This window comes from Vibrio sp. V31_P5A7T61 (assembly GCF_009904895.1).
GTDB lineage: Bacteria > Pseudomonadota > Gammaproteobacteria > Enterobacterales > Vibrionaceae > Vibrio > Vibrio metschnikovii.
In genome coordinates, this window is sequence record NZ_WXWI01000059.1 from 112357 (window position 1) to 136758 (window position 24402).

Annotated in this window: 18 protein-coding genes; 4 read left to right on the forward strand and 14 right to left on the reverse strand. The window is 44.5% G+C overall.

Features of this window, described 5'->3' with window-relative positions; all coding sequences use genetic code 11:
• Positions 1-323: 323 nt before the first annotated feature.
• Together CAG58_RS13750 and znuA are read right to left on the reverse strand one after the other, a co-directional pair.
• The gene (locus CAG58_RS13750) at positions 324-3644 is read right to left on the reverse strand and encodes a helix-turn-helix domain-containing protein (protein WP_161429743.1); all 3321 of its coding nucleotides are present in this window, start codon (positions 3642-3644) and stop codon (positions 324-326) included.
• A gap of 480 nt (positions 3645-4124) precedes the next feature.
• Positions 4125-5012, reverse strand: coding sequence for a zinc ABC transporter substrate-binding protein ZnuA (gene znuA, locus CAG58_RS13755; RefSeq protein ID WP_158138755.1), 888 nt, complete (start codon positions 5010-5012; stop codon positions 4125-4127).
• A 78-nt stretch (positions 5013-5090) separates the two neighbouring features.
• On the opposite strand from znuA, the gene znuC reads away from it, so the two are divergent.
• Positions 5091-5876 carry a zinc ABC transporter ATP-binding protein ZnuC gene (znuC, locus tag CAG58_RS13760; protein WP_004394804.1) on the forward strand — a complete coding sequence of 262 codons (786 nt, stop codon included), beginning with the start codon at positions 5091-5093 and terminating at the stop codon, positions 5874-5876.
• The gene (gene znuB / locus CAG58_RS13765; protein ID WP_158138756.1) at positions 5869-6657 is read left to right on the forward strand and encodes a zinc ABC transporter permease subunit ZnuB; all 789 of its coding nucleotides are present in this window, start codon (positions 5869-5871) and stop codon (positions 6655-6657) included. The genes znuC and znuB overlap by 8 nt, the downstream gene beginning before the upstream one ends.
• Positions 6658-6712: 55 nt before the next feature.
• On the opposite strand, the gene CAG58_RS13770 is transcribed toward znuB, so the two are convergent.
• The 10 genes from CAG58_RS13770 to sdhC form a co-directional block, all read right to left on the reverse strand.
• On the reverse strand, positions 6713-8131 hold the full coding sequence (locus CAG58_RS13770; protein ID WP_161425574.1) for a Na+/H+ antiporter NhaC family protein: 1419 nt from the start codon (positions 8129-8131) through the stop codon (positions 6713-6715).
• Positions 8128-9288: a trans-sulfuration enzyme family protein gene (locus CAG58_RS13775; RefSeq protein ID WP_161425575.1), complete on the reverse strand. Its 1161-nt coding sequence runs from the start codon at positions 9286-9288 to the stop codon at positions 8128-8130. The genes CAG58_RS13770 and CAG58_RS13775 overlap by 4 nt, the downstream gene beginning before the upstream one ends.
• 369 nt (positions 9289-9657) lie before the next feature.
• A complete protein-coding gene (sucD, locus tag CAG58_RS13780; RefSeq protein ID WP_161425576.1) occupies positions 9658-10530 on the reverse strand; it encodes a succinate--CoA ligase subunit alpha in 873 nt (290 codons plus the stop codon).
• Positions 10530-11696, reverse strand: coding sequence for an ADP-forming succinate--CoA ligase subunit beta (gene sucC / locus CAG58_RS13785; protein WP_154170483.1), 1167 nt, complete (start codon positions 11694-11696; stop codon positions 10530-10532). The genes sucD and sucC overlap by 1 nt, the downstream gene beginning before the upstream one ends.
• Before the next feature lie 172 nt (positions 11697-11868).
• Positions 11869-13077, reverse strand: coding sequence for a 2-oxoglutarate dehydrogenase complex dihydrolipoyllysine-residue succinyltransferase (gene odhB / locus CAG58_RS13790; RefSeq protein ID WP_161425577.1), 1209 nt, complete (start codon positions 13075-13077; stop codon positions 11869-11871).
• Between the two features lie 28 nt (positions 13078-13105).
• Positions 13106-15916 carry a 2-oxoglutarate dehydrogenase E1 component gene (gene sucA, locus CAG58_RS13795; protein ID WP_161425578.1) on the reverse strand — a complete coding sequence of 937 codons (2811 nt, stop codon included), beginning with the start codon at positions 15914-15916 and terminating at the stop codon, positions 13106-13108.
• An 85-nt stretch (positions 15917-16001) separates the two neighbouring features.
• Positions 16002-16712 (reverse strand): succinate dehydrogenase iron-sulfur subunit, encoded by a 711-nt coding sequence (locus CAG58_RS13800; protein WP_004394796.1) that lies wholly within the window; start codon positions 16710-16712, stop codon positions 16002-16004.
• A gap of 14 nt (positions 16713-16726) precedes the next feature.
• Positions 16727-18493: a succinate dehydrogenase flavoprotein subunit gene (sdhA, locus tag CAG58_RS13805; RefSeq protein WP_154170478.1), complete on the reverse strand. Its 1767-nt coding sequence runs from the start codon at positions 18491-18493 to the stop codon at positions 16727-16729.
• Positions 18494-18838: a succinate dehydrogenase, hydrophobic membrane anchor protein gene (gene sdhD, locus CAG58_RS13810; protein ID WP_040904157.1), complete on the reverse strand. Its 345-nt coding sequence runs from the start codon at positions 18836-18838 to the stop codon at positions 18494-18496.
• Complete coding sequence (sdhC, locus tag CAG58_RS13815; RefSeq protein ID WP_040904155.1) at positions 18832-19224, reverse strand: succinate dehydrogenase cytochrome b556 subunit; 393 nt, start codon at positions 19222-19224, stop codon at positions 18832-18834. The genes sdhD and sdhC overlap by 7 nt, the downstream gene beginning before the upstream one ends.
• Positions 19225-19621: 397 nt before the next feature.
• Between sdhC and CAG58_RS13820 the strand changes: the two genes are divergently transcribed.
• Complete coding sequence (locus CAG58_RS13820; protein WP_115152656.1) at positions 19622-20911, forward strand: citrate synthase; 1290 nt, start codon at positions 19622-19624, stop codon at positions 20909-20911.
• Between the two features lie 87 nt (positions 20912-20998).
• Here the strand turns inward: CAG58_RS13820 and CAG58_RS13825 are convergent, their stop codons facing one another.
• A complete protein-coding gene (locus CAG58_RS13825; RefSeq protein ID WP_161426351.1) occupies positions 20999-21757 on the reverse strand; it encodes a Nif3-like dinuclear metal center hexameric protein in 759 nt (252 codons plus the stop codon).
• A 93-nt stretch (positions 21758-21850) separates the two neighbouring features.
• Here CAG58_RS13825 and CAG58_RS13830 point away from each other — a divergent pair, with 93 nt between their 5' ends.
• Positions 21851-22603: a DUF1853 family protein gene (locus CAG58_RS13830; RefSeq protein ID WP_158144811.1), complete on the forward strand. Its 753-nt coding sequence runs from the start codon at positions 21851-21853 to the stop codon at positions 22601-22603.
• A gap of 63 nt (positions 22604-22666) precedes the next feature.
• On the opposite strand, the gene pgm is transcribed toward CAG58_RS13830, so the two are convergent.
• A complete protein-coding gene (pgm, locus tag CAG58_RS13835; RefSeq protein WP_161429744.1) occupies positions 22667-24313 on the reverse strand; it encodes a phosphoglucomutase (alpha-D-glucose-1,6-bisphosphate-dependent) in 1647 nt (548 codons plus the stop codon).
• Between the last annotated feature and the right edge of the window lie 89 nt (positions 24314-24402).

Here is a 24402-nt window from a genome sequence, read left to right on the forward strand (position 1 = left end):
AGCGGGAATTGACCCGAAGATAGAACTCCAGAGGTGATATGGCACTGCCCATATCACTCCGGCAGCAAGCGAAGGTGTCATTGACACCCGTGGTATAGTCCCCCGGCTATACCACGATATTTTTTTCTTCATTGACACTTCAACCCCACTCTCCTCGCTTAACCTCTAATGAAAAAATCACTCAACGGTATCTCCACACCTCTCAACACAGCCTAGTAACTCATAGATAAGCGCTCCTACCCGTGGATAACGCTCTGCAAAGCGCAAGAGAAAGTCGCTAACGGGACGTGATGCTAAGCCAGTCGCAAGCGCGGCCGTTTCGATCATTGTGACTCTTCAGCAAATTGAGAGGGAGATAATCCATATTGATGTTTAAAACGTTGACTAAAATAAGACGGATCATTAAATCCACATAAAAAGGCAACTTGCGCGACTTTTTCACCACTCATCAATAAACTACAGGCTTGCTCTAAGCGATATTCCGTTAAATATTCTTTAAATGTTTTGCCCGTTAGATACTTCATCCGTCGTTGTAAGCTGCGCTCCGACAGATACATTCTTTTCGCAATATCAGACGTTGTAAATTCTGCGTCAGCATAGCGCTCAGCAACAATATGATTGAGTTTTCGTAGCCACTCTAACTCACTGTCACTTTGTGGCTTTGCTGATAATAGCGCCGCAGGTGTCGATTCGACAGAGATAACTTGTGGCCACATCAGCTCGATTAAGTTTCGTTCACTGGACGAGTGAATCGATAAATTTCCGCCTGATAAAGCCACCAGCTCATCAAGGGAAAATTGAACATTACCGTTGGAAATCACCATCAGTTTATCCAGTAAGCCGGATGCCGAGCCATAGTCTTTTATCAGCACCACAACATGTCCTTCACGTTCTATTGTCTCAATGGTCAATGTCTGATGGGCATACAAACGCTTTAATGCATCCGATAACAATGCATTAAAGATAACATCCAATCCCGCTTGTTTGACCAGCACATCCGGCAAAAGATCACTTGGGTGATAATCAATTTTAATGTTGGCTCGTTCAAATTCACTGTGCCAACCATGCAGCACCGTCTCAAGCACTAAAGATAACGAGCAGCTGATGGTCATTGACTCGCCTGATGAATTAAAGGTGCCGATTTGCACTATTTGCTCCGTCAGTTGATCAATCAACGCAGTTATCTCGGGAGAATGGTGCTGGTGAGTTTGAACGCTTAACTGTTTAAGCAGTGACTGATTTTGACGTTGCCAACGCTCTAACCACAAATGACGAATCTGTATCTGTTTGCGTAATAATAAGTTATGACTTAGTAGCATCTTACTTTGCTGTTGTAACTGACGTGTTTTATCTGCAATCTGCTGTTTAAGATCCTGATTCACTCGATCCATCACTCGAGAACGCCATCCTGTCAATAAGCCACCAACCAACAATAAACTAAAGGCATAGCCAACTATCGCCCAGTTGGAGAAATACCACGGTTTTAATACTTGAAAATTTAAGGTTTTATCAACTCTCTCTTCTCCAATATGTCGCAATGATAGGGTGTAGTGGCCAGGTAAAAGATGATCAAGCGTTAGCTGCGGCCCTTCAAATCGCTGCCATGGATCATTATTGAGACTGAATTCTAACGCTTGCCCTCTGGCATCGGGTAATGCACCAAATTGAAAACTGATGGCTTGTCCATAGGCCACGTGTAACGGCACTAAAGTAGCGCCACCAATCTGTATCGGTTGATAGTTGACACTGACCTGACTAAAAATGAGTGAGGAATGAGGAGGCTCGGCATTTGCGAGTGGCGTCGTTTGAATAGCCAAGAGCCCAAACATCGATGAAAAGAGTATCTGCTCTTGAGTATAAGAAGCGGAACAAACGCCGCTTTCTAGCTCATTATTGATTAAGCCATGAGGAGAACCAAAATGTTTATCAATCGAACCATCCGCATGATAGAGAGTGAGACCTTTAGAGGAGGCTAACCACATCCCTTGTCCACTGTTCACAAGGCATTTAAGACGAATATTATCGTCAATCAAAGGCACAGCGAATAACGATAGTTGATCGTTTAAACGTCGAAATACCCCCCGCTCACTGACAAACCATACCTCTCCCGTTGCAGTTTCGCTGATACCAAGGTTGGTACCATAGTTGGCCGTTCGTTTGTCATAAGTAATTTGGCCATTTTTTAAGGTATAAATACCATGCCGAGTCCCAATCAATAAGCCATGTTCACGGCTGCTGTATAAAGCCGTAACCGCTATATCTTGCTTATTATCCAGCAACCAATTGTGACCAAAATCCGTGTAATGCTGCGAATCAGGATGATAAGACCAAAGCTGATTGTTTGAGACCCCCCATAACCGCCCCTCATTATCGACGGTCAAATGCTGAATCGGTGAATGACGTAAGATAAAGGGCAACGGCTCTGGCTGATCACGATTTTGCTTGAATGAACGTAATATTAAGCCTTGTTCGCTGGCGATCCATAGCTGATCTTCTAGCAATAAGACATCATTAACCTGCCCTGAGTACACCAGTGATTTTTTGCCCTGTTGCTGCCCATCAAATAGATATAAGCCATCCTGAGTGACCATTAAATATTGGTTACTACTTGGTATAGGACGCAAGCGTTTCAGTTTGCTATTGAGACGTTCATGAGTAATGTCATCGGCTAAATAGCGCGTAAATTTCTGACTGAAAAGAGAAAAATAGCGAACACCTTGATGAGTCGCAATCCAAACCCCCCCATGCTGATCATTAGCGAGAGCGTAGATTCGCCCTTCAGGTAAGCCATAAGGCCCCTGCCCATTACTGATCAGTTGGGTCGTTTTCTCCGTCGCTAAGGAATAGACAAATAATCCCTTATCACTACCAATCCAATACTCTCCTTCGGCTTCAATGATCGCAAAGACTTGACCATCACCTATTTTTTTTAATGGGTATTCAGAGTGAAAAATATCAATCAATAAAGCCCCTTTATGAGTACCTACTAATAGATGATTTTTTTGGGGAGAAAAATAGAGCGTCTGGACTGGATTTTTTCCAGAGGGTCGAATATGTGAAAAGGCTTGAGACTCAGAGATATACGTACCGACATTGGTGGCTAACACCCACTTATAATGCACCAATTCGGCGTCATTAATCTCCACTTGGCTGGCTTGATTAAGCTGATACAGTTTCGCTAATGAGTAAATTTTGAGTTGCTTGGTTTGTAAATGATACGTATAAAAATACGCCCCATCGCTGAGCCAAATATAACCATTTGAAGCACCAATTTTTTCTATGGATACCCCCGGGGTTAAACTCAGCACCAATTCTGACTCAGAACCAGGTCGTGTTTGGTACAGTTCATTATCGATAAAAGTCCAAAAACGCCCTTGTGCGTAAGCCAGTTGCTGCTGCTTATCACGAAACAGCGATCCTTGCTTAGGCAACATCGTTTGCCCATCAAAAAACATGACGTTTCCGTGTACATCGTGAATCCATAGCCCTCCTTCGTCACCAAGAAATAAATTCTGTGCAATAAAGGTTTTACCTTGAACAAGCGTTGGTAACGGATAAAAAACCGCAGGCGCGCTATCTCGCGCGTGAGCGGGTAAAAGACTCCAACTAAAAATAGAAAATATAAGCAGAATAATGTGCTGCAAAATGCGTCCTTTACTGAATCGTAGACAGGCAAACCGACACGACACTGCAAGGTTATTTCTCAGAGAAAATTAATTAACCAAAACAGCCTAACTACTGTTCAATTAATGACAACTGAACCACGACCTTGTTATTGTGGGATCGGTAATTTGGTGCGTTGATTTCGGCAATATGTCGCTCCGAAAATCATCAGCATCAAGAAAAGTAATGGGCATTTTATACCGAACACATGTCAATAGACAGATTTTGGCTACTGATATGAAGCGTAATTATCAGCCAACTTCCAAAAGTGCGAGATCAGTAAGCATCTCTAAACAAAAGATCAGCGGATATCAGCATCAATCATGCTTATCGGCGATATAGAGGGTAATTAGCATAGTCACAGATCGCTAATACTACTGACGCGTTAAGTCAAAAAAGAGACGGTTTAGTCAAAGAAGCTGCGGGGTAACACCTCGACAGCTTCTTATCATAAGCAATCGTTATTGAGATAAGCAGTTATAAAAACTATTCGATAACTGGTGTAGAAACTCAAAATAACTCCCTGATTGAACGGGAATGTTAGAGCCTAAAGGATCAAGCACACCAATATGAACGTTACTACCACGGACAACGGTTTCGATCACTGCGGGTTGAAATTGTGGCTCAGAGAAAACACATTTGGCTTGATTATCAGTTAATGAACGGCGAATGCTGATCAACGTTTTAGCGCCCGGTTTACGCTCTGGGCTTACGGTAAAATGACCAATATTATTTAAGCCATAATGCTGCTCAAAATAGGCATAGGCATCATGAAAAACGTAATATGATTTAGATTTAACCGCCGCTAACTGCTTAGCGATCGATTGATCCGTCGTATCGAGTTGGTCAAGAAAGCGAACTAAATTCGCCTCATACTGTGGACGATGCTCTGGATCCATTTCGCTTAAACGCTGCGTTATCGCTTGAGCCACTTGTTTTACTTGCGCCACTCCAAGCCAAAAATGAGGGTCATGAGTACCATGACTGTGTCCATCATGATCATGGTGATGATGCTCCTCTTCTCCATAAGCTCGGAGCTCTAAATTAGGGATCTGACTGAGAGTTAATACATTAGGATGCTGGCTTAAAGAACGCTCTAAGAAAGGTTCAAGATCTGGACCAAACCAAATCACTAATGAAGCTTCACGAATCCGCTTTACATCTGAAGGACGCAGGGCATAATCGTGCGGCGACGCATTCGCAGACAGCAATACCTCCGGTTGACTGACGTTTTCAGTAAGCTCATAAGTAATCATTTGAATCGGTTTAATACTGGTCAAAATGCTGCTCGCCCAACCCGAGAAGGGAAAAGCAATGAGCAAAGTACACAGTGTGAATCGAGATAGCATGGTAATTTCCTGCTGGTAGCGTTGATGACTGCGAAATGTTACATTATAACATCACCCAATTGCAAACGAGTTTCTTTCATGTCAACACTCATTGAAATGCATGACATCTGTGTTGATTTCAATCAGCGCCGAGTTCTAGATAAGGTTAGCCTGTCTCTATCCAGAGGTAAAATAACCACCTTAATAGGCCCGAATGGCGCGGGAAAATCGACGTTAGTCCGTGTGTTACTTGGTTTACATCAACAAAATTCTGGCACTCTTTCACGAGATAAGACTCTCAAAATTGGCTATGTGCCACAGAAATTGAAGTTAAACGATACGCTCCCCCTCAGTGTCAGTCGCTTTCTTCGCTTGGCTGGAAAATACAGTCAACAAGAACAATTAGAGGCGCTACGTTTAGTTGGCGCTGAGCATCTTATTAACCACGATATGCATAAATTATCTGGTGGTGAGAATCAGCGTGCGCTATTAGCACGAGCTTTGCTACAACGTCCTGATTTATTAGTGCTTGATGAGCCAGCGCAAGGAGTCGATGTTCAAGGACAAATCGATTTGTATGATCTTATCGACACCATTCGCTTGCGATTTAACTGCGCCGTTTTCATGGTCTCGCACGATTTACATTTAGTGATGGCCAAAACCGATGAAGTGATCTGTTTACATCACCATATTTGTTGTTCGGGTTCACCAGCGGATATTTCTCAACATCCAAGCTATCTCGCATTATTTGGTCATCGTAGCAGAGAAACCCTCGCTTTTTATCAACACAAACATCAGCATCATCATGATTTAGCTGGACAACCGGTTAAGGGTGACGCTCAAGCCTGTTCACATCATTCACACGGTCATCATCACCATGATTGAGTTTTTACTTCCTTCTATCGCTGCTGGAATTGGCATCGCGATTATTGCTGGCCCTCTCGGCTCTTTTGTCGTCTGGCGGCGTATGGCTTATTTTGGCGACACTCTCGCTCATGCGTCATTGCTTGGTTTGGCACTCGGTTTTTTACTCGATATCAACCTCTATTTGGCACTGCTGGTGTGCAGTCTAAGTCTGGCTGTTATATTAGTGACCATGCAACGCCAGCAATTAATTGCCACCGATACCTTACTGGGAATTCTTGCTCATAGCTCTCTCTCACTGGGGCTCATTGCCGTGAGCTTTCTCGATAATGTACGTATTGATTTGATGAGTTATCTATTTGGCGATTTACTGGCCGTCAGTCCTGCGGATTTATGGTTTATTTGGAGTGGCGTCGCTGCGGTGAGTCTTGCGGTTTATCTCTTTTGGCGACCGCTACTTTCCAGTAGCGTTAATGAAGAATTGGCCAGTGTTGAAGGGGTCAACATTGAATTAATGCGACTGGTATTGATGCTACTGATTGGATTAGTCATTGCCGTCGGGATGAAGTTTGTTGGCGCGTTAATCATGACTTCATTAATGATTATCCCAGCCGCTACAGCCAGACGCATCGCCAAAACGCCAGAGCAGATGGCCCTATTGGCCTCGCTAATCGGCATTATTTCTGTATTGATTGGAATCTCGCTCTCATGGCAATTTGATACCCCAGCCGGCCCTTCTGTGGTGGTTAGCGCAACCATGATGTTTATGCTCAGTCAAACACTTGGCCGCCGTTCATCTTAACCCGTATGCTTAACCAAAATATAAAGGCCTGATAAAACAGGCCCTTACATTACCCCTACCAACTACCTAAAAAGGCAAAAAGAACACAGCTTATCAAACCAATCACAAGGATATAAGGAAACTGGGTACGGATATGGTCAATATGGTCATTGCCCGTCGCCATAGAAGATACAATACCAGTATCACTGATCGGAGAGGTCATATCGCCAAATATCGCACCTGATATCGAAGCGCCAATCAATAAATGTGGGTCGAGATCGGCTGCAACACCAATTTGAATGCCAATCGGAATCATGATCGCAAATGTTCCCCATGACGTTCCAGTTGCCAGAGACATCACCGCCGCAATCAGAAATACAAACGCTGCCGAAAGCTCTGCAGGTAATACTCCATCAATCAATTGGGTAATGTATTGCCCGGTTTGCAAATCGGCAGATAAATCCCCGACCAAAAAAGCCAATGACATGATGGCTCCCAATGGGATCATATCCGAATATCCAGCGAGTAAGTGGCGAAAAAAAGCATCCAACGATAAAACTCGACCACCGACAAAATAAACCAGTGAAATAAAAGTACCCGCCATCACCGCCCAAAAGACAGCTGTCGATCCTGAGCCTGCGGTAATATTGCCATTTCCGGTAACCCATAATCCCAATGGAACCATAAAAATAATGGTCAGCAGTGGTACGATAAAATAGCTTGCTTTACCGTTAATAGTGACAGGTTCAACTTGTTGGTTACCAGCAATCGGTAAAGCACCTTGTCTCAATACTTGTCCTTGCAATGCCCGCTTGTCAGCCTTGGCCATCGGCCCCCAACTCACTCCCGAAAAAATATAAAACAGCACACCGAGTAACGATAACCACGCCATCAAGTTATAAGGCATCGAAGCAAGCAAGATAGAAAAAGGCTCCCCCTCTAAATAGCCTCGACTGATTTGTACGCCAATGATCGCCATCATTGCCGCCCCCCAGCCATTGATCATTACACTTGAACAGGTGGCCACACACGAAGATTGAATCACATAGGCCATTTTCTCGCGTGATACTCGATAATGATCGGCTAAGTCACGACTCACCGTTCCTGCTGACATTAAAGAAATTGAGCTTTCAATAAAAATAACCATGCTGGTTAACATGGCTAACAACTGTACCGCGATAGGGCTTTTGACCAGTTGAGCTCGCTCTGTTAATCCGTGAATAATCGCTTGCGTTCCCCCTGTAATTTGAATCAGCCGAATAATCCCCCCGACCATAAAGCAGAATAAAATGGTGCGAGTATTCCCTGCGCTAGCAAATACATTGATATAACTGTCTAATGCATCGGCAATACCGGCTAAGGGGTTAAAACCAGCAATCACCGTATAACCAACCACAGCACCGATCAATAAAGACAAAATCACTTGCCGAGTCAGCACTGCTAGAGCAATCGTTACCAGCGGTGTCAATAATGTCCATACACCGTAATCCGTCATACGGGCTCCGCAGAAAGCGCATTGAGCAAATCAGCAATTAAGTCATCACTGTCTTCAATTCCTACCGATAAACGAAATGTAGTATCAAAAATCCCCATCGCTTGACGCTCTGTTTCACTCATCGAACCATGGGACATTGATGCCGAATGGTTGATCATACTTTCTACACCACCCAGTGATTCAGCCAAAATGAAATAACGTAATCGACTTAAAAAGCGTTGGCTATCTGTGCGATTACCTTTGAGTTGAATGGTAACGACGGCTCCTCCTGAACGCATTTGTGATTGGCATAATGCATAGTGAGGATGCGTTGCTAAACCTGGGTAATAGACTGCTTCTATCGCAGAATGACCACTGAGCGCTTGTGCTACTTTCAATGCATTATCACACTGACGCTGCATACGTAAATCGAGAGTTTTTAAGCCGCGTAAAGCAAGATAAGCATCGAAAGGTGACGCGATGGCGCCTACCGTTGTTTTGGCAAAATCTATCCGTTTCGCTAGCTCAGGATCGGCAGTAATCAACGCACCACCAATCATATCCGAATGACCACCAATGTATTTACTGGTCGATAGCATCACCAGATCGGCACCGAGAGTTAATGGCGTCTGATTCCAAGCGGTAGCAAAGGTATTATCAACACAGGTCAATACACCATGACGACGGGCAAAAGCACACACTTGCTGGATATCCACCAGCTCTAATAATGGATTGGTTGGCGTTTCTATCCAAATCATCGCGGTATTGTCTTGCATCACCGATTCAATGGCAGCTAAGTCGTTCAAATCGACATAATCGACCGTTAAACCATTGTTATGTCTACGTAGTTTTTCAAATAAACGATGTGTGCCACCATAAACACCACGCATGGCAATGATGTGCGCATTTTGAGTTAACAGTTCAAGCGCTAATGCGGTCGCTGCCATACCAGAAGCCGTTGCTGTCGCATAAGTTCCTTGCTCTAAGGCAGCAAGTGCACTTTCGTAAGCGTAACGCGTTGGATTTGCCACTCGTGAGTAGCCATAATCAGCAGACTGTTCGAGATCGGTTTGAATAAAACTACTCGCGGTGTAAATAGGGGGGAAGGCTGCATTGTGACCAGCATCATGCTGATCGCCACCATGGACTGCCAATGTAGCAAAGCTTGGTTTTTTCATGATTTCATCCACATAAGATTTGATGAGTTTTAAACAATGCATTACTGATAATGCAAAAGAAGGCAGTGAAATTATTCTATTTGATAGCTCGTTCTAGCTCATAAAAAGGCATAGAGTTTCCAAATGAGACAAGAAGTAACATTGTATTACTTTTCTGCTCAGTGCAGAAAATAGAATTCGCTTCTATGTTATATCCTTACGATTGAAACGTCAGCGGTGTTGGCTATATTCGACACCGTTACCTTTAGCTATAAGGGCTCACTTACTTGCCGTCGACTCACTATTCCTAGTGGTTTAGGAATATTCTAAAAATAATAAAAAAGCCTCCACAGCAGGGAGGCTCTATATAAGCAACGGAAGTTTACGTCTTTACCAACCGGTGACTTCACGTAACGCTTGACCAATATCCGCCAAACTTTTTACTGTTTTAACGCCTGCCGATTCTAGCGCAGCGAATTTCTCTTCTGCGGTGCCTTTACCACCAGAAATAATCGCACCAGCATGGCCCATACGCTTACCCGGAGGTGCGGTAACACCAGCAATATAAGAAACAACAGGCTTAGTCACATGCTGTTTAATAAACGCAGCCGCTTCTTCTTCCGCTGTACCACCGATTTCACCGATCATCACAATCGCTTCCGTCTCAGGGTCGTCTTGGAACAGTTTCAGAATATCAATAAAGTTAGAACCAGGAATGGGGTCACCACCGATACCAACACAAGTCGATTGACCAAAACCTTCATCCGTGGTCTGTTTGACCGCTTCATAAGTTAAAGTACCTGAGCGCGAGACAATGCCGACTTTGCCTTTCTTATGAATGTGTCCTGGCATGATACCAATCTTACACTCATCTGGAGTGATCACACCTGGGCAGTTTGGACCAATCATCCGTACCCCAGTTTGCTCCAACTTAACTTTAACATCGATCATGTCAATGGTCGGAATGCCTTCAGTAATGGTCACGATCAGCTCGATACCAGCATCAATGGCTTCTAAAATCGCGTCTTTACAAAACGGAGCAGGAACATAGATCACAGTGGCAGTTGCACCGGTCGCTTCAACCGCTTCACGTACGGTATTAAATACCGGTAGACCAAGATGAGTTTGATCGCCTTTACCTGGAGAAACACCACCCACCATTTGTGTGCCATAAGCTAGTGCTTGTTCAGAATGGAAAGTACCTTGACCACCCGTAAATCCTTGGCAAATGACTTTGGTGTCTTTGTTAATTAATACCGACATTATTTGCCCTCCGCAGCAGCAACAACTTTACGCGCAGCGTCAGTCAACGACTCTGCTGCAATGATATCTAAACCCGATTTTGCCAACACATCACGACCAAGTTCAGCGTTAGTCCCTTCAAGACGAACAACCACTGGCACTTCAACACCGACTTCTTTCACCGCGCCAATAATTCCTTCGGCAATCATGTCGCAGCGTACAATACCACCGAAAATATTCACCAATACGGCTTTAACATTGTCATCAGACAAAATGATCTTAAACGCTTCAGCCACACGCTCTTTGGTTGCGCCACCACCAACATCTAAGAAGTTAGCAGGTTTACCACCATGCAGATTAACAATATCCATGGTTCCCATCGCAAGGCCGGCACCATTAACCATACAACCGACGTTGCCATCGAGAGCGACGTAGTTCAATTCCCACTGAGCGGCATGAGCCTCACGAGCATCTTCTTGAGTCGCATCGTGCATTTCACGCAATTTAGGCTGACGATATAAAGCATTGGAGTCGATATTGATCTTGCCATCGAGACACAATAAGTTACCTTCACCGGTAATCACTAATGGGTTTATCTCTAGTAAAGCAAGATCATACTGCGTAAACATCTCGCTTAAGCCCATGAATATTTTTACAAACTGCTTAATTTGGTCACCTTGCAGACCAAGCTTAAATGCCAATTCACGACCTTGATAAGCTTGCGCACCGACTAATGGATCGATAGCCGCTTTATGGATAAGCTCTGGTGTTTCTTCTGCAACTTTCTCGATTTCTACTCCGCCTTCTGTTGAAGCCATAAACACGATTTTACGTGTCGCGCGGTCAACAACCGCGCCTAAGTAAAGCTCATTGGCGATACTTGATGCTTCTTCAACTAGGATTTTAGACACGGGCTGGCCATTCGCGTCCGTTTGATAAGTTACTAGGTTTTTACCAAGCCACTTTTGAGCAAAGGCTTTCACTGCATCTTTACTTTCATGCAGTTCGACTCCACCTGCTTTACCACGTCCACCGGCGTGAACCTGACACTTGACGACTTTCTTTACTGTACTAATCCGTCCTGCTGCTTCAAAGGCTTCTTGTGGGGTATCACAGGCATAACCTTCAGGGACTGGCAAACCGAATTCGGCAAATAGCTGTTTTGCTTGGTATTCATGCAAATTCATTGTGTTATTCCATTTATGTATTTTTATTCCATAGAGCCCAATACATGGTTGGACTTTACGTCTGTAGGGGTACTCTGAGTGAGTAGCCAAATGGCTTTAAACAAGGCCGGGCGTTGAGCTAGCCCGGCTTTTTACGAGTTAATGATGAGGACGAAGCCCTCACCGACTAACATTACACGTCTAGAAGCAGACGTGCAGGATCTTCAAGTAGCTCTTTGATTGTCACTAAAAAGCCAACCGACTCACGACCATCAATTAAACGGTGATCGTAAGACAGTGCGAGATACATCATTGGTAAGATTTCAACCTTACCATCAACCGCCATTGGGCGATCTTGGATTTTATGCATTCCCAAAATTGCCGCTTGTGGTGGGTTAATGATCGGCGTTGACATTAATGACCCAAATACACCGCCGTTAGTGATGGTAAAATTACCGCCCGTTAACTCTTCCACGGTCAACTTACCATCACGACCTTTCAGCGCCAGTTCTTTGATACCCTTTTCAATTTCCGCCAGACTGAGCATATCGCAATCTTTTAGAACTGGCGTCACTAAACCACGAGGGGTTGACACTGCCATACTGATGTCAAAATAATTATGATAAACAATGTCTTGACCATCAATCGATGCATTGACTTCAGGATAGCGTTTTAAGGCTTCAGTTACCGCTTTAACGTAGAAAGACATAAAACCAAGACGAATGCCGTGTTTTTTCTCAAACAGATCTTGATACTGTTTACGCAGTTCCATAATCGGCTTCATGTTGACTTCATTGAACGTCGTCAGCATCGCGGTACTGTTTTTCGCTTCTAACAGACGCTCAGCAACGCGTTTGCGTAAACGAGTCATTGGTACACGCTTTTCACTGCGAGCGGCCACTGGTAGTGGCGCACTTACTGGTTGTGCTGTTGGAGCTGCCGCTTGGTTTTTCGCTAAGTAGGCGTCGACATCTTCACGTGTAATGCGACCACCCACACCTGAACCTTTGACTTGATCGGGCTCTACATTATGCTCCGCCAGCAAACGGCGTACCGCTGGGCTTAACGCATCGTTAGACTCTTCACTGAGTACGGCTTTATGACGTTTATCCGGAGACGGCTCTGTCGAAGCGGTCGAGTCTGCTGTTGGTTCACCAGCAACGGCACCTGGTTTAATCCGCGCCAGTAGCTGCTTAGACAGCACGGTGGCACCCTCTAACTCTAAAATCGACTCAAGTATCCCCGCTTCAGGAGCGGGTACTTCCAACACTACTTTGTCGGTTTCAATTTCAACCAGCACTTCATCACGAGCGACAGCATCACCTGGCTGTTTATGCCATGTCGCTACGGTGGCGTCTGCTACTGATTCAGGTAGATCTGGAACCAGAATTTCAACTGTCATATCGGTCTTTTCCTTTTACTTCTTGTTCTTAGGCTAGGGTCAAAGCGTCTTCAATTAACGCTTTCTGCTGTTTTAAGTGTACCGACATATAGCCCACCGCCGGTGATGCTGATGCTGGTCGACCCGCATATTTTAAATCCGCCCCTGCAGGAATAGCAGCGCGGAAATTGTGTTGGCTACTGTACCAAGCGCCTTGGTTTTGTGGCTCTTCTTGACACCAGACATAATCAACGACATTGGTATAAGGTGCGATTGCCGCTTGTACTTCTTCAATCGGGAACGGATACAGTTGCTCGATACGAACAATAGCCACATCATCTTGCTGATTATTTCTGCGTTGCTCGAGCAAATCGTAATAGACCTTGCCAGAGCAGAAAACAACTCGCTTAACTTTTGCTGCATCCAACGGATCAATCTCACCAATCGCTGGTAAAAACGAACCGTTAGCCAACTCTTCCATACTTGAGGTACAAAGTGGATGACGTAGCAAAGATTTCGGTGACATGACAATCAATGGACGGCGCATTTTACGCACCACTTGACGACGTAGCATGTGATAAACCTGAGCTGGCGTTGAAGGAATCACCACCTGCATGTTTTGCTCCGCGCAAAGCTGTAAGTATCGCTCTAAACGCGCAGAAGAGTGCTCCGGTCCTTGACCTTCATAGCCGTGAGGTAACAACATGGTCAAGCCACACAATCGGCCCCACTTTTGTTCGCCTGAAGAGATAAACTGGTCAACGACAACTTGTGCACCATTAGCAAAGTCACCAAACTGCGCTTCCCAAATGGTTAAACCGCCAGGCTCCGCTGTTGCATAGCCATATTCAAAAGCCAATACTGCTTCTTCTGATAACACAGAATCGATGACTTCAAATGGACCTTGTTTGGTATGAATGTTCGCCAAAGGAACATAAGTGCTGGCATCGGCTTGATTATGTAAAACCGAGTGACGATGGAAGAATGTTCCACGACCAGAATCCTGACCAGAAATGCGAATACGTTTGCCATCGTCAACCAATGTTGCATAGGCAAGAGTTTCAGCCATTCCCCAATCGAGCATTTTTTCACCAGAAACCATGCTCATTCGATCATGGTATATTTTCTCAACTCGACTTTGCAGCTTATGACTGTCTGGATACTGGCAAATTTTTTCTCCCAACTCTTTTAGGCGAGCAAGAGGGAATTGATTGTCCCAATTTTCATTCCATTCACGATTAATATAGGGAGACCAGTCCACAGAATGCATGGTCATTGGTCGCCACTCTTTAACCACCACTTCACCATGATCCAGCGCATCACGGTACTCATTCACTAATTGAGTCGCGGTTTCTAAATCACACTCGTTGCGCTCAGTTAGAATGTCCGCATAAATTTTACGTGGCGTCGGATGCTTCTTAATTTTCTGATACATCAACGGCTGAGTCGCATTAGGCTCATCCGCTTCGTTATGGCCATGACGACGATAACAAACCAATTCAATCACTACATCACGCTTAAACTCATTACGGTAATCGAGCGCCATACGTGTAACAAAGGCAACCGCCTCTGGGTCATCCGAGTTAACATGAAGAATCGGAGCCTGAACCATCTTCGCAATATCAGTGCAGTACATGGTTGAGCGCGTATCGCGAGGATTGGAGGTGGTAAAACCGACTTGGTTATTGATAACAATTCGAACCGTTCCACCGACACAGTAGCCGCGAGCGAGAGACATGTTAAACGTCTCGGCAACGACACCTTGTCCAGCAATCGCTGAATCACCATGGATAGTAATTGGTAACACTCGACTCCCCTCAGAATCGCCTAGACGATCTTGACGAGCACGAACCGAACCAATCACCACGGGATTAACAATTTCTAGATGCGAAGGGTTAAATGCCAACGCTAGATGAACATCACCGCCAGGGGTTGCGAAGTCTGCGGAGAAACCTTGGTGATACTTAACATCACCGGTGCCCCACGTTTCATCATGCTTACCAGCAAACTCGTCAAACAGATCCTGCGGCTTTTTACCCAATACGTTAACCAACATATTCAGGCGCCCGCGGTGAGCCATACCGATTACCACTTCACGCATACCATGAGTACCCGCATGACGAATTAACTCTTTCATCATCGGAATTAACGCATCGCCACCTTCCAGTGAGAAACGTTTTGCGCCGGGGAATTTAGCGCCAAGATAACGCTCCAAACCTTCTGCAGCCGTTAATTCATCTAAGAACGTACGCTTTTCTTCTAAAGTGAAAGTCGGCTGACCTAATACAGGCTCTAGACGTTGTTGAATCCATCGTTTTTGCTCAGTATCAATGATGTGCATGTATTCCGCACCCACTGAGCCACAGTAGATTTTATTTAACGATTGGTAGATATCTTTCAACTTCATGGTATCCGCGCCAACGGCAAAAGAGCCGACGTTGAACGTTTCTTCCATGTCATCTTCAGTTAAGTTATGGAATGAGGGATCGAGTTCCGCCACTGGTGGGCGTTTCCATAAACCAAGAGGATCTAATTGGGCAGCTTCATGACCGCGGAAACGGTAAGCGTTAATAAGCTGTAGAACTTTTACTTGTTTTGCATCGACTTCAGGATCACTAACTTGGACATTGTAATGCTTTGTCTCTTGGGCAAGCCGACGGAAGTAGTCACGGACACGCGAGTGTGGTTGTTCAACCACATGATCAGGCTGCATAGGCAGACCATCAAAAACACGTTTCCACTCCTCACTCACCAGATCGGGATCACTTAGATACAGTTCGTAGAGATCTTCTACATAAGTTGCATTGGCGCCAGCCAAGTGTGAAGACTCGAGCCATGCCTTCATCACGCCGTTGTGCATTATTTTCCCTTAACCAGTAGTTTTCACGTTTGCTGCGGTCTATGCCGAGCTATAAAGGCAGGCCCGAAGGCCTGCAATTTTTCATCTAAACCGAGCGGTTGACCAACATCGACTTGATATGGCCAATTGCTTTTGTCGGGTTTAATCCCTTAGGACAAACACTTACACAATTCATGATGCCATGGCAACGAAAAACGCTAAATGCATCATCAAGATTTGACAAGCGCTCATCTGTTGCCGTATCGCGGCTATCAATTAGCCAACGATAAGCCGCCAACAATCCCGCCGGACCGATAAATTTATCCGGATTCCACCAAAAAGAGGGGCAAGACGTTGTACAACATGCACACATAATACATTCATACAATCCATCCAAATGTGCGCGATCTTCCGGTAACTGGAGATGCTCACGAGAAGGAGGAATTTCACCATCAGAAATCAAAAATGGTTTCACTTTGGCATAGTTATCGTAGAACTGTGTCATGTCGACGATTAAATCACGCACTACCGGTAAGCCCGGTAATGGGCGAATAACTATTTTACTGCCTTTCAAAGCGGAAAGCGGGGTAATACAGGCTAAACCGTTTTTACCATTCATGTTCAAGCCATCAGAACCACACACACCTTCACGGCAAGAACGACGAAAAGCAATCGATGGGTCCTGTTCTTTCAGTAAGATCAGTGCATCGAGCACCATCATGTCTGAACCTTCTGCGACGTCGAGCACATACTCTTTCATGTATGGCTTACTATCAACATCAGGATTGTAACGATACAAAGAGAAGTTAAGTTTCATAATTGAGTCCTCCCTTAGTATGTACGTGCTTTAGGTGGAAAAGCATCACGATGAATCGGCGTCATATTGACATCACGCTTATTCATTTGTTCGGTTTCTGGATCGTAAATCGAGTGGCACAACCAATTCGCATCATCACGTTCTGGATAATCGAAACGAGCATGCGCACCTCGGCTTTCCGTACGATAATTGGCTGCGACTGCGGTAGAAAACGCCGTTTCCATTAAGTTATCTAACTCTAAGCATTCGATACGCTGAGTATTAAATTCTTTTGATTTATCGGCCAAGTGTCCGTTTTTCAGACGTTCACGGATCACTTTTAACTCTTCAAGTCCGGTTGCCATCGCATCACCTTCACGGAATACCGAGAAGTTGTTTTGCATACAACGTTGCAGATCTTTACGAATTTGTACTGGGTCTTCGCCACCGGTACTGTTTTCCCAACGCATGGTTCGCGCTAATGACGCTTCAATATCTGACTCGGTTGCTGGGCGAGCTTCACTTTGTGCGGCTAGCGTTTCACCAAGGTGTAATCCTGTCGCGCGGCCAAAGACCACTAAATCTAATAATGAATTACCACCAAGACGATTTGCACCATGTACTGAAACCGAGGCAATTTCGCCACAAGCGAACAGACCTTGCACTTCAATATCTTTGCCATTTCTATCTTGTTTGATGGCTTGACCAGAGACCTGAGTCGGCACTCCACCCATCATATAATGACAAGTAGGAATAACAGGAATAGGCTCTTTAACTGGGTCAACATGGGCAAAAGTCCGAGACAGTTCGCAAATACCCGGTAGACGGGATTCAAGAACATCTCGACCTAAATGGTCCAGTTTCAGCTTAATGTGTGGACCCCATGGGCCATCACAACCACGACCTTCACGGATTTCAATCATCATTGAACGAGCAACCACGTCACGGCCAGCTAAGTCTTTCGCATTAGGCGCATAGCGCTCCATGAAACGTTCACCATCTTTATTTAATAGATAGCCACCTTCTCCACGACACCCTTCTGTCACTAACACACCAGCGCCAGCAATCCCTGTTGGGTGGAATTGCCACATTTCCATATCTTGCATGGGTACACCAGCGCGTAAAGCCATGCCTACACCGTCACCAGTATTGATGTGCGCATTGGTCGTTGACGCATAAATTCGCCCAGCACCGCCAGTAGCCAGTACCGTCGCTTTCGATTTAAAGTAGCAAATTTCACCGCTTTCCATACACAACGCTGTACAACCTAACACCGCACCATCTTGGTTCTTCACTAGGTCCAGAGCATACCACTCGGAGAAAATCGTCGTTTTATACTTAATGTTCTGCTGATATAGGGTATGTAATAACGCATGACCCGTACGGTCGGCGGCAGCGGCGGTACGCGCGGCTTGCTCACCACCAAACTCTTTCGATTGACCACCAAATGGGCGTTGATAAATCGAACCGTCTTCAAAACGAGAAAATGGCAACCCCATGCGCTCAAGTTCAATCACCGATTGAGGACCATTTTTACACATGTATTCAATCGCGTTCTGATCACCAATGTAATCTGAACCTTTGACGGTATCGTACATGTGCCACTGCCAATCGTCTTTGTGCGAGTTACCCAAAGCAACGGTAATGCCACCCTGAGCAGAAACCGTGTGTGAACGAGTTGGGAACACTTTAGACAACAAGGCGCAGGTTAGGCCTTGTTCAGAAATTTGAAGTGCAGCACGCATGCCTGCACCACCAGCACCGATAACCACGGCATCGAATTCACGAACAGGAATAGTCACTTACACACCCCACAGTACAAATAGGCCAGAGAAAAAGTATCCAAATAACACGGCAATAACGACCAATTGCAAAACACTACGTAACTTTGAGCACTTTACGTAATCGGTCAACACTTGCCAGAGCCCTATCCAACCATGAATCAGAATGCAAACTAAGGTCAACATGGTGAACACTTTAGTGAAAGTGCTAGAGAAAAATTGGGTCCATGTTAAATAGGTAATATCAGTGAAAGCACAAAACAACACTACGTAAAGGGTATAAAGAGTCATAATAATTGCAGTAGCACGGATTAAGAGATAATCGTGTACCCCATTACGACCAAATGAAGAAACATGCTTTACCATACTAATACCCCCGCTAGCACTGATAACACTAACGTGATTACCAATGATATCTTGGCACTCAATGCGCCACTTTCTAACTCTTCAAAATACCCCATATCCATAAGAAGATGACGTATACCACCGACAATATGATAGGCCAACGCCGTTAAGATGCCCCAAAGAACAAACTTGACGAAGAAGCCATTAACGATATGACTTGCCTCCATAAATCCCATTGGTGATGACAAAGAGAGGGACAGTAACCATAACAATATACCGACCGCCACAAACGTTATGATCCCAGCGATACGGTGCAGGATAGAAACGATGGCGGTGATCGGAAAGCGTATAGTCTGCAGATCTAGATTAACCGGTCTTGACTTTCTTTCTTTCACGGGCTTGCTCACTCAGCTCTAATTGAAGCATTTATAGTTATCGATGAAATTTGGCAACAAACCGACAAAACTTAACATTTAATCAACACATAAGCCGAGATAAGCCCATCTTAAGTGTAAAATAAATGTTAACAACAAGGTTGAGTGTTTTTACCTTGAATTGTTTTGAGCTTTGAATTTATAAGGTTTTTACCAAAATTTGCTACGCCTTTATACGGCTGGCAACATTATACAACAAATGATGTAACAAATTTTGCTACACAGAACAGATTTTTAACTTTATATGTATAAAAAATCAAAGTAAGTGCACACATCGGAGGAGAAAAATTGACTTTAATAACGATCGGACGTACAAGAATGACACACAAACATCCTGGACGGATTAAATAATAAACAAAGGAGATTGTCTATGGCAGATAAGAAAGCGACCCTTCACATTGAAGGTAAAGCGCCCATTGAGCTGCCGATTATGGATGGGACAATAGGTCCTCAAGTAATCGACGTTCGTCAATTAGGTTCAAATGGCTACTTTACTTTTGACCCGGGTTTTCTTGCCACTGCATCTTGTGAATCTCAAATCACTTATATCGATGGTGACAAAGGCATTTTGTTACATCGCGGCTTTTCTATCGAACAGTTAGCCAATAATGCTGATTATTTAGAAGTCTGTTACATCCTTCTTTATGGTGAAGCCCCTAACCGTGAACAATACGAAGAGTTTAAGAAAATCGTTACTCGCCATACCATGGTTCACGAGCAAATTGCTAGCTTCTTCCATGGTTTCCGCCGCGATGCACACCCAATGGCGGTGATGTGTGGGGTGGTAGGTGCGTTAGCGGCTTTCTATCACGATTCACTGGATATCAATAACGATACACACCGAGAAATTGCTGCTTATCGTTTATTATCAAAAATGCCAACCTTGGCTGCAATGTGTTACAAATACTCGATTGGTCAGCCATTTATCTATCCACGTAACGATTTAACCTACGCAGAAAACTTCCTGCACATGATGTTTGCTAATCCGTGTGAAGAATATGAAGTCAATCCTGTCGTCGCTCGTGCTATGGATAAAATCTTCACTTTGCATGCAGATCATGAGCAAAACGCATCAACATCAACCGTTCGTTTAGCCGGTTCTTCAGGTGCCAACCCCTTTGCCTGTATTGCCGCAGGTATCGCATCACTGTGGGGTCCAGCCCATGGCGGAGCCAACGAAGCTTGCTTACGCATGCTAGAGGAAATTGGCTCTGTCGATAAAATTCCTGAGTACGTCGCCCGAGCAAAAGATAAAGATGATCCGTTCCGCTTAATGGGCTTTGGTCATCGGGTGTACAAAAACTACGATCCACGTGCAACGGTGATGCGCGAAGCGTGTCATGATGTTCTTAAAGAACTCAATATTAGTGATCCGCTACTTGATGTAGCGATGGAGCTTGAGCGTATTGCGCTCTCTGACCCCTACTTTGTTGAGAAGAAACTCTACCCGAACGTTGATTTCTATTCTGGGATTATTCTCAAAGCCATCGGTATTCCAGTCTCCATGTTTACCGTTATCTTTGCCATGTCACGCACCATTGGCTGGATTGCGCACTGGAATGAAATGCATTCAGACGTCAACAACAAGATAGGCCGTCCTCGTCAGCTTTATACAGGTCAAAAACTTCGTGAGTTTGTGCCATTACATGAACGCCAATAAGTGAGGCACCAACTAGGCTAGCCTATCGTTCTTGCCTAGTTAATCAGTAACACAATAAAAAGCGAGATCGACTCTCGCTTTTTTTATTTATACCGGATTATCAATATCGATAAACTCAACAGAAAGGCCATGCGCTTTGCTCAACCACTCACCTAATGCTTTAACACCATAACGCTCGGTAGCATGATGGCCTGCAGCAAAATAATGAATATTTAATTCTCGTGCCGCATAAGTAGTTCGTTCAGAAATCTCACCCGAGATGAACGCATCCATTCCTTGCTGAGCAGCCAGTTCGATATAGTCTTGCCCGCCCCCCGTACACCAAGCGATCTTTTTAATCGGTTTATCCGTTTGCTCTGGAGCAATATGCAATGGCTGACGGTGAAGTACCGTTTGCAGATGCTGGGCAAACTCATCACCAGAGTAATGGCGGTTGAGACAACCGTACATAGCGACAGATTGTGCATGCCCTTCTAGCCCGCCCTCCACTTCAATCCCAAGTAACTGAGCGAGCTGAACGTTATTACCCAATTGCGGATGAATATCCAGCGGTAAATGATAGGCAAACAAGTTAATGTCATGTTTAATCAGCTGTCGTAGTCGCTGCCCTTTCATACCACGAATCGCTTCTGGCTCGCCTTTCCAAAAATAACCATGATGGACAAGTAAAGCATCAGCTTGATGCTCAATGGCTTGTTCAATGAGCGCTTTCGACGCCGTCACTCCAGTAATGATTTTTTTTATCTCGGCTTTACCTTCCACTTGCAAGCCGTTAGGACAGTAATCTTTCACTAATTGTGGAGACAAGATCTCATTTAACAACGCTTCTAACTGTAAGTTGTTCATATTTCGTTCCATTACACTATTGTTATGACGTGTTTATAACAATTTCAGGCTAGAATGTCGAAAACGGAATGGTAACCGTAGATGGTGCTCACAATGGATATAAAACAGCTTATGCAATGGGTGGTAACCACTCCTCCACTCTTTCAAGGGTCAGAGCCAATAGTCTCTAAAGTTCCTTTCATTCAACCGTCTTATCAGCAGTGGCCAACTTATCAAGGTAATCAGCGACTGGGATTTATTTATCAATTTTTATGTCAACAACTCTTCACTGCCACGCCTCGCTATAACGCCGTTTCAGAAGAGATTCAGCTAAATCAACAAGGCACAACGTTAGGTTCGATTGATTTTATTGCCAAAAACCGCAAAACAGAGCAATACGAACATTGGGAAGTGGCCGTTAAATTCTACCTTCTTCATCAAGGGAATTGGTATGGGCCCAATGCAGAAGATAGACTTGATCTCAAGTTAAATCATATGCTCAACCATCAACTTCCCCTTTCAAGCAACGAAGCGTTTTGTAAACATTATCCGTTATGGGCTAATGCGAAGCCCCATTTGCTCATGCAAGGTCGACTTTATACTAACCCTTTTCAACCAGAACCCGTACCTAACGAATGTTTAGGCCACCCACTCAACCCTTCACAAATTCAGGGTCATTGGTGTTATCAACATCAACAGTCATTGATTGACGAGCCTTTATATCGATTAGAGAAACCACAATGGTTAACGGGCCGAGATAAACAAAGCCCACGTTATCAAGGCGAAGAATTAGGTTTTGTGCACTGCCAAAGCCAGTCAGGAATATTTTGGTTTATTATGCCCAATGACTGGCCTGCTACCACATAATAAAAAATAGGCCATGAACGTTAATTCATGGCCTGTCTTAAGCTAAATTCGAGATGTGATTAATTATAATCCCGCATTTTTAAAGACTTGATTAACAATCTCTTGCGCTTCATGCTCGATCTGTTTTAAATGCTCTGCGCCTTTAAAACTCTCACAGTAGATTTTATAAATATCTTCTGTCCCTGATGGACGAGCCGCAAACCAACCGTAATCAGTTGTCACTTTTAAACCACCAATCGCAGCTCCATTACCTGGAGCATGAGTTAAACGGGCAGTGATCATATCTCCGGCTAAGGTTTGAGCGATCACCATCTCGGCGGAAAGCTGACTCAAGATCGTTTTTTGAGGTCCATTGGCTACAGCTTGAATTCGGCTGTAGTGCGACTCACCATGTTTCGCTGCTAATTGATCATAATATTGCTGAGGGTTTTTACCCGTCACCGCGGTTATTTCGGCAGCGAGTAGACATAAAATAATCCCATCTTTATCGGTTGACCAAGCGGTGCCATCTTGACGTAAGAAAGAAGCACCAGCACTCTCTTCTCCACCAAAACCAAAACGACCGTTATACAAGCCATCAACAAACCATTTAAATCCGACTGGCACTTCACACAATTTGCGGCCTAAATCCACAACGACTTTATCAATCATCGCACTAGAAACAAGGGTTTTGCCCACAGCAACATCAGATTGCCAAGCAGAGCGGTGACGGTAAAGATAGTCAATACAAACCGCCAGAAAATGGTTAGGGTTCATTAAACCTTGTGGGGTAACAATCCCATGACGATCATAATCAGGGTCATTACCAAACGCTAAATCGTATTGGTCTTTCAGTGCTAATAAGCCAGCCATCGCATAGGGAGATGAGCAATCCATACGCACTACGCCGTCTTTATCCAGTGACATAAATTGGAACGTAGGATCAATCGCTTCACTGACTAACGTTAAATCTAAATCGTAGGTTTGAGCAATTTGTCGCCAATAATCAATTCCGCTGCCACCTAATGGATCGACACCTATCTTCAGTTTGGCTTTCTGAATCGCGGCCATATCGACAACATTCACTAAGTCGTCAACATAAGGTTTCACTAAATCAACCTGCTTCAATAAAGGTGACTGCTTCGCTTCAACAATAGCCACGCGTTTCACCCCGCGCAAACCATCGGCAATTAGCTGATTAGCTCGGTTTTCAATCGCTTTGGTAAGCTCACCTTCCGCGGGCCCACCATGGGTAGGATTGTATTTGATACCGCCATCTTGAGGCGGATTATGTGATGGGGTGATCACGATACCATCTGCTTTATCGGCATGTTTCAAGTTATAGGTCAAGATGGCATGAGAGATACCCGGCGTTGGCGTATAACCATTATCTTGTTGAATAATGACTTCCACCTGATTGGCAATGAGCACTTCGAGTACACTGCTTAAGGCTGGTTCAGATAAAGCATGGGTATCTTTACCGATAAAAATAGGTCCGGTCGTACCCAGCTCTGTACGCAGATCAACGATCGCTTGCGCGATAGCTAAGATATGATGTTCATTGAACGTGAATTTATCAGCCGACCCTCTATGGCCGGAAGTACCAAATTCAACCTTATGCTGCGGGTTATTCGCATCGGGTTGTAAAAGGTAGTAATGAGAAACTAAAGCCGGAATATTATGTAAATCTTGTTGCTGTGCTTTTTGTCCTGCACGAGGGTGCATAGCCATAATGACATCCTTTTAAAAATAATAATCAATAAAAAACCTCATAATACGCATTTTTACATGCCCAGTATGAGGTTCTAGTCAGACTTTTC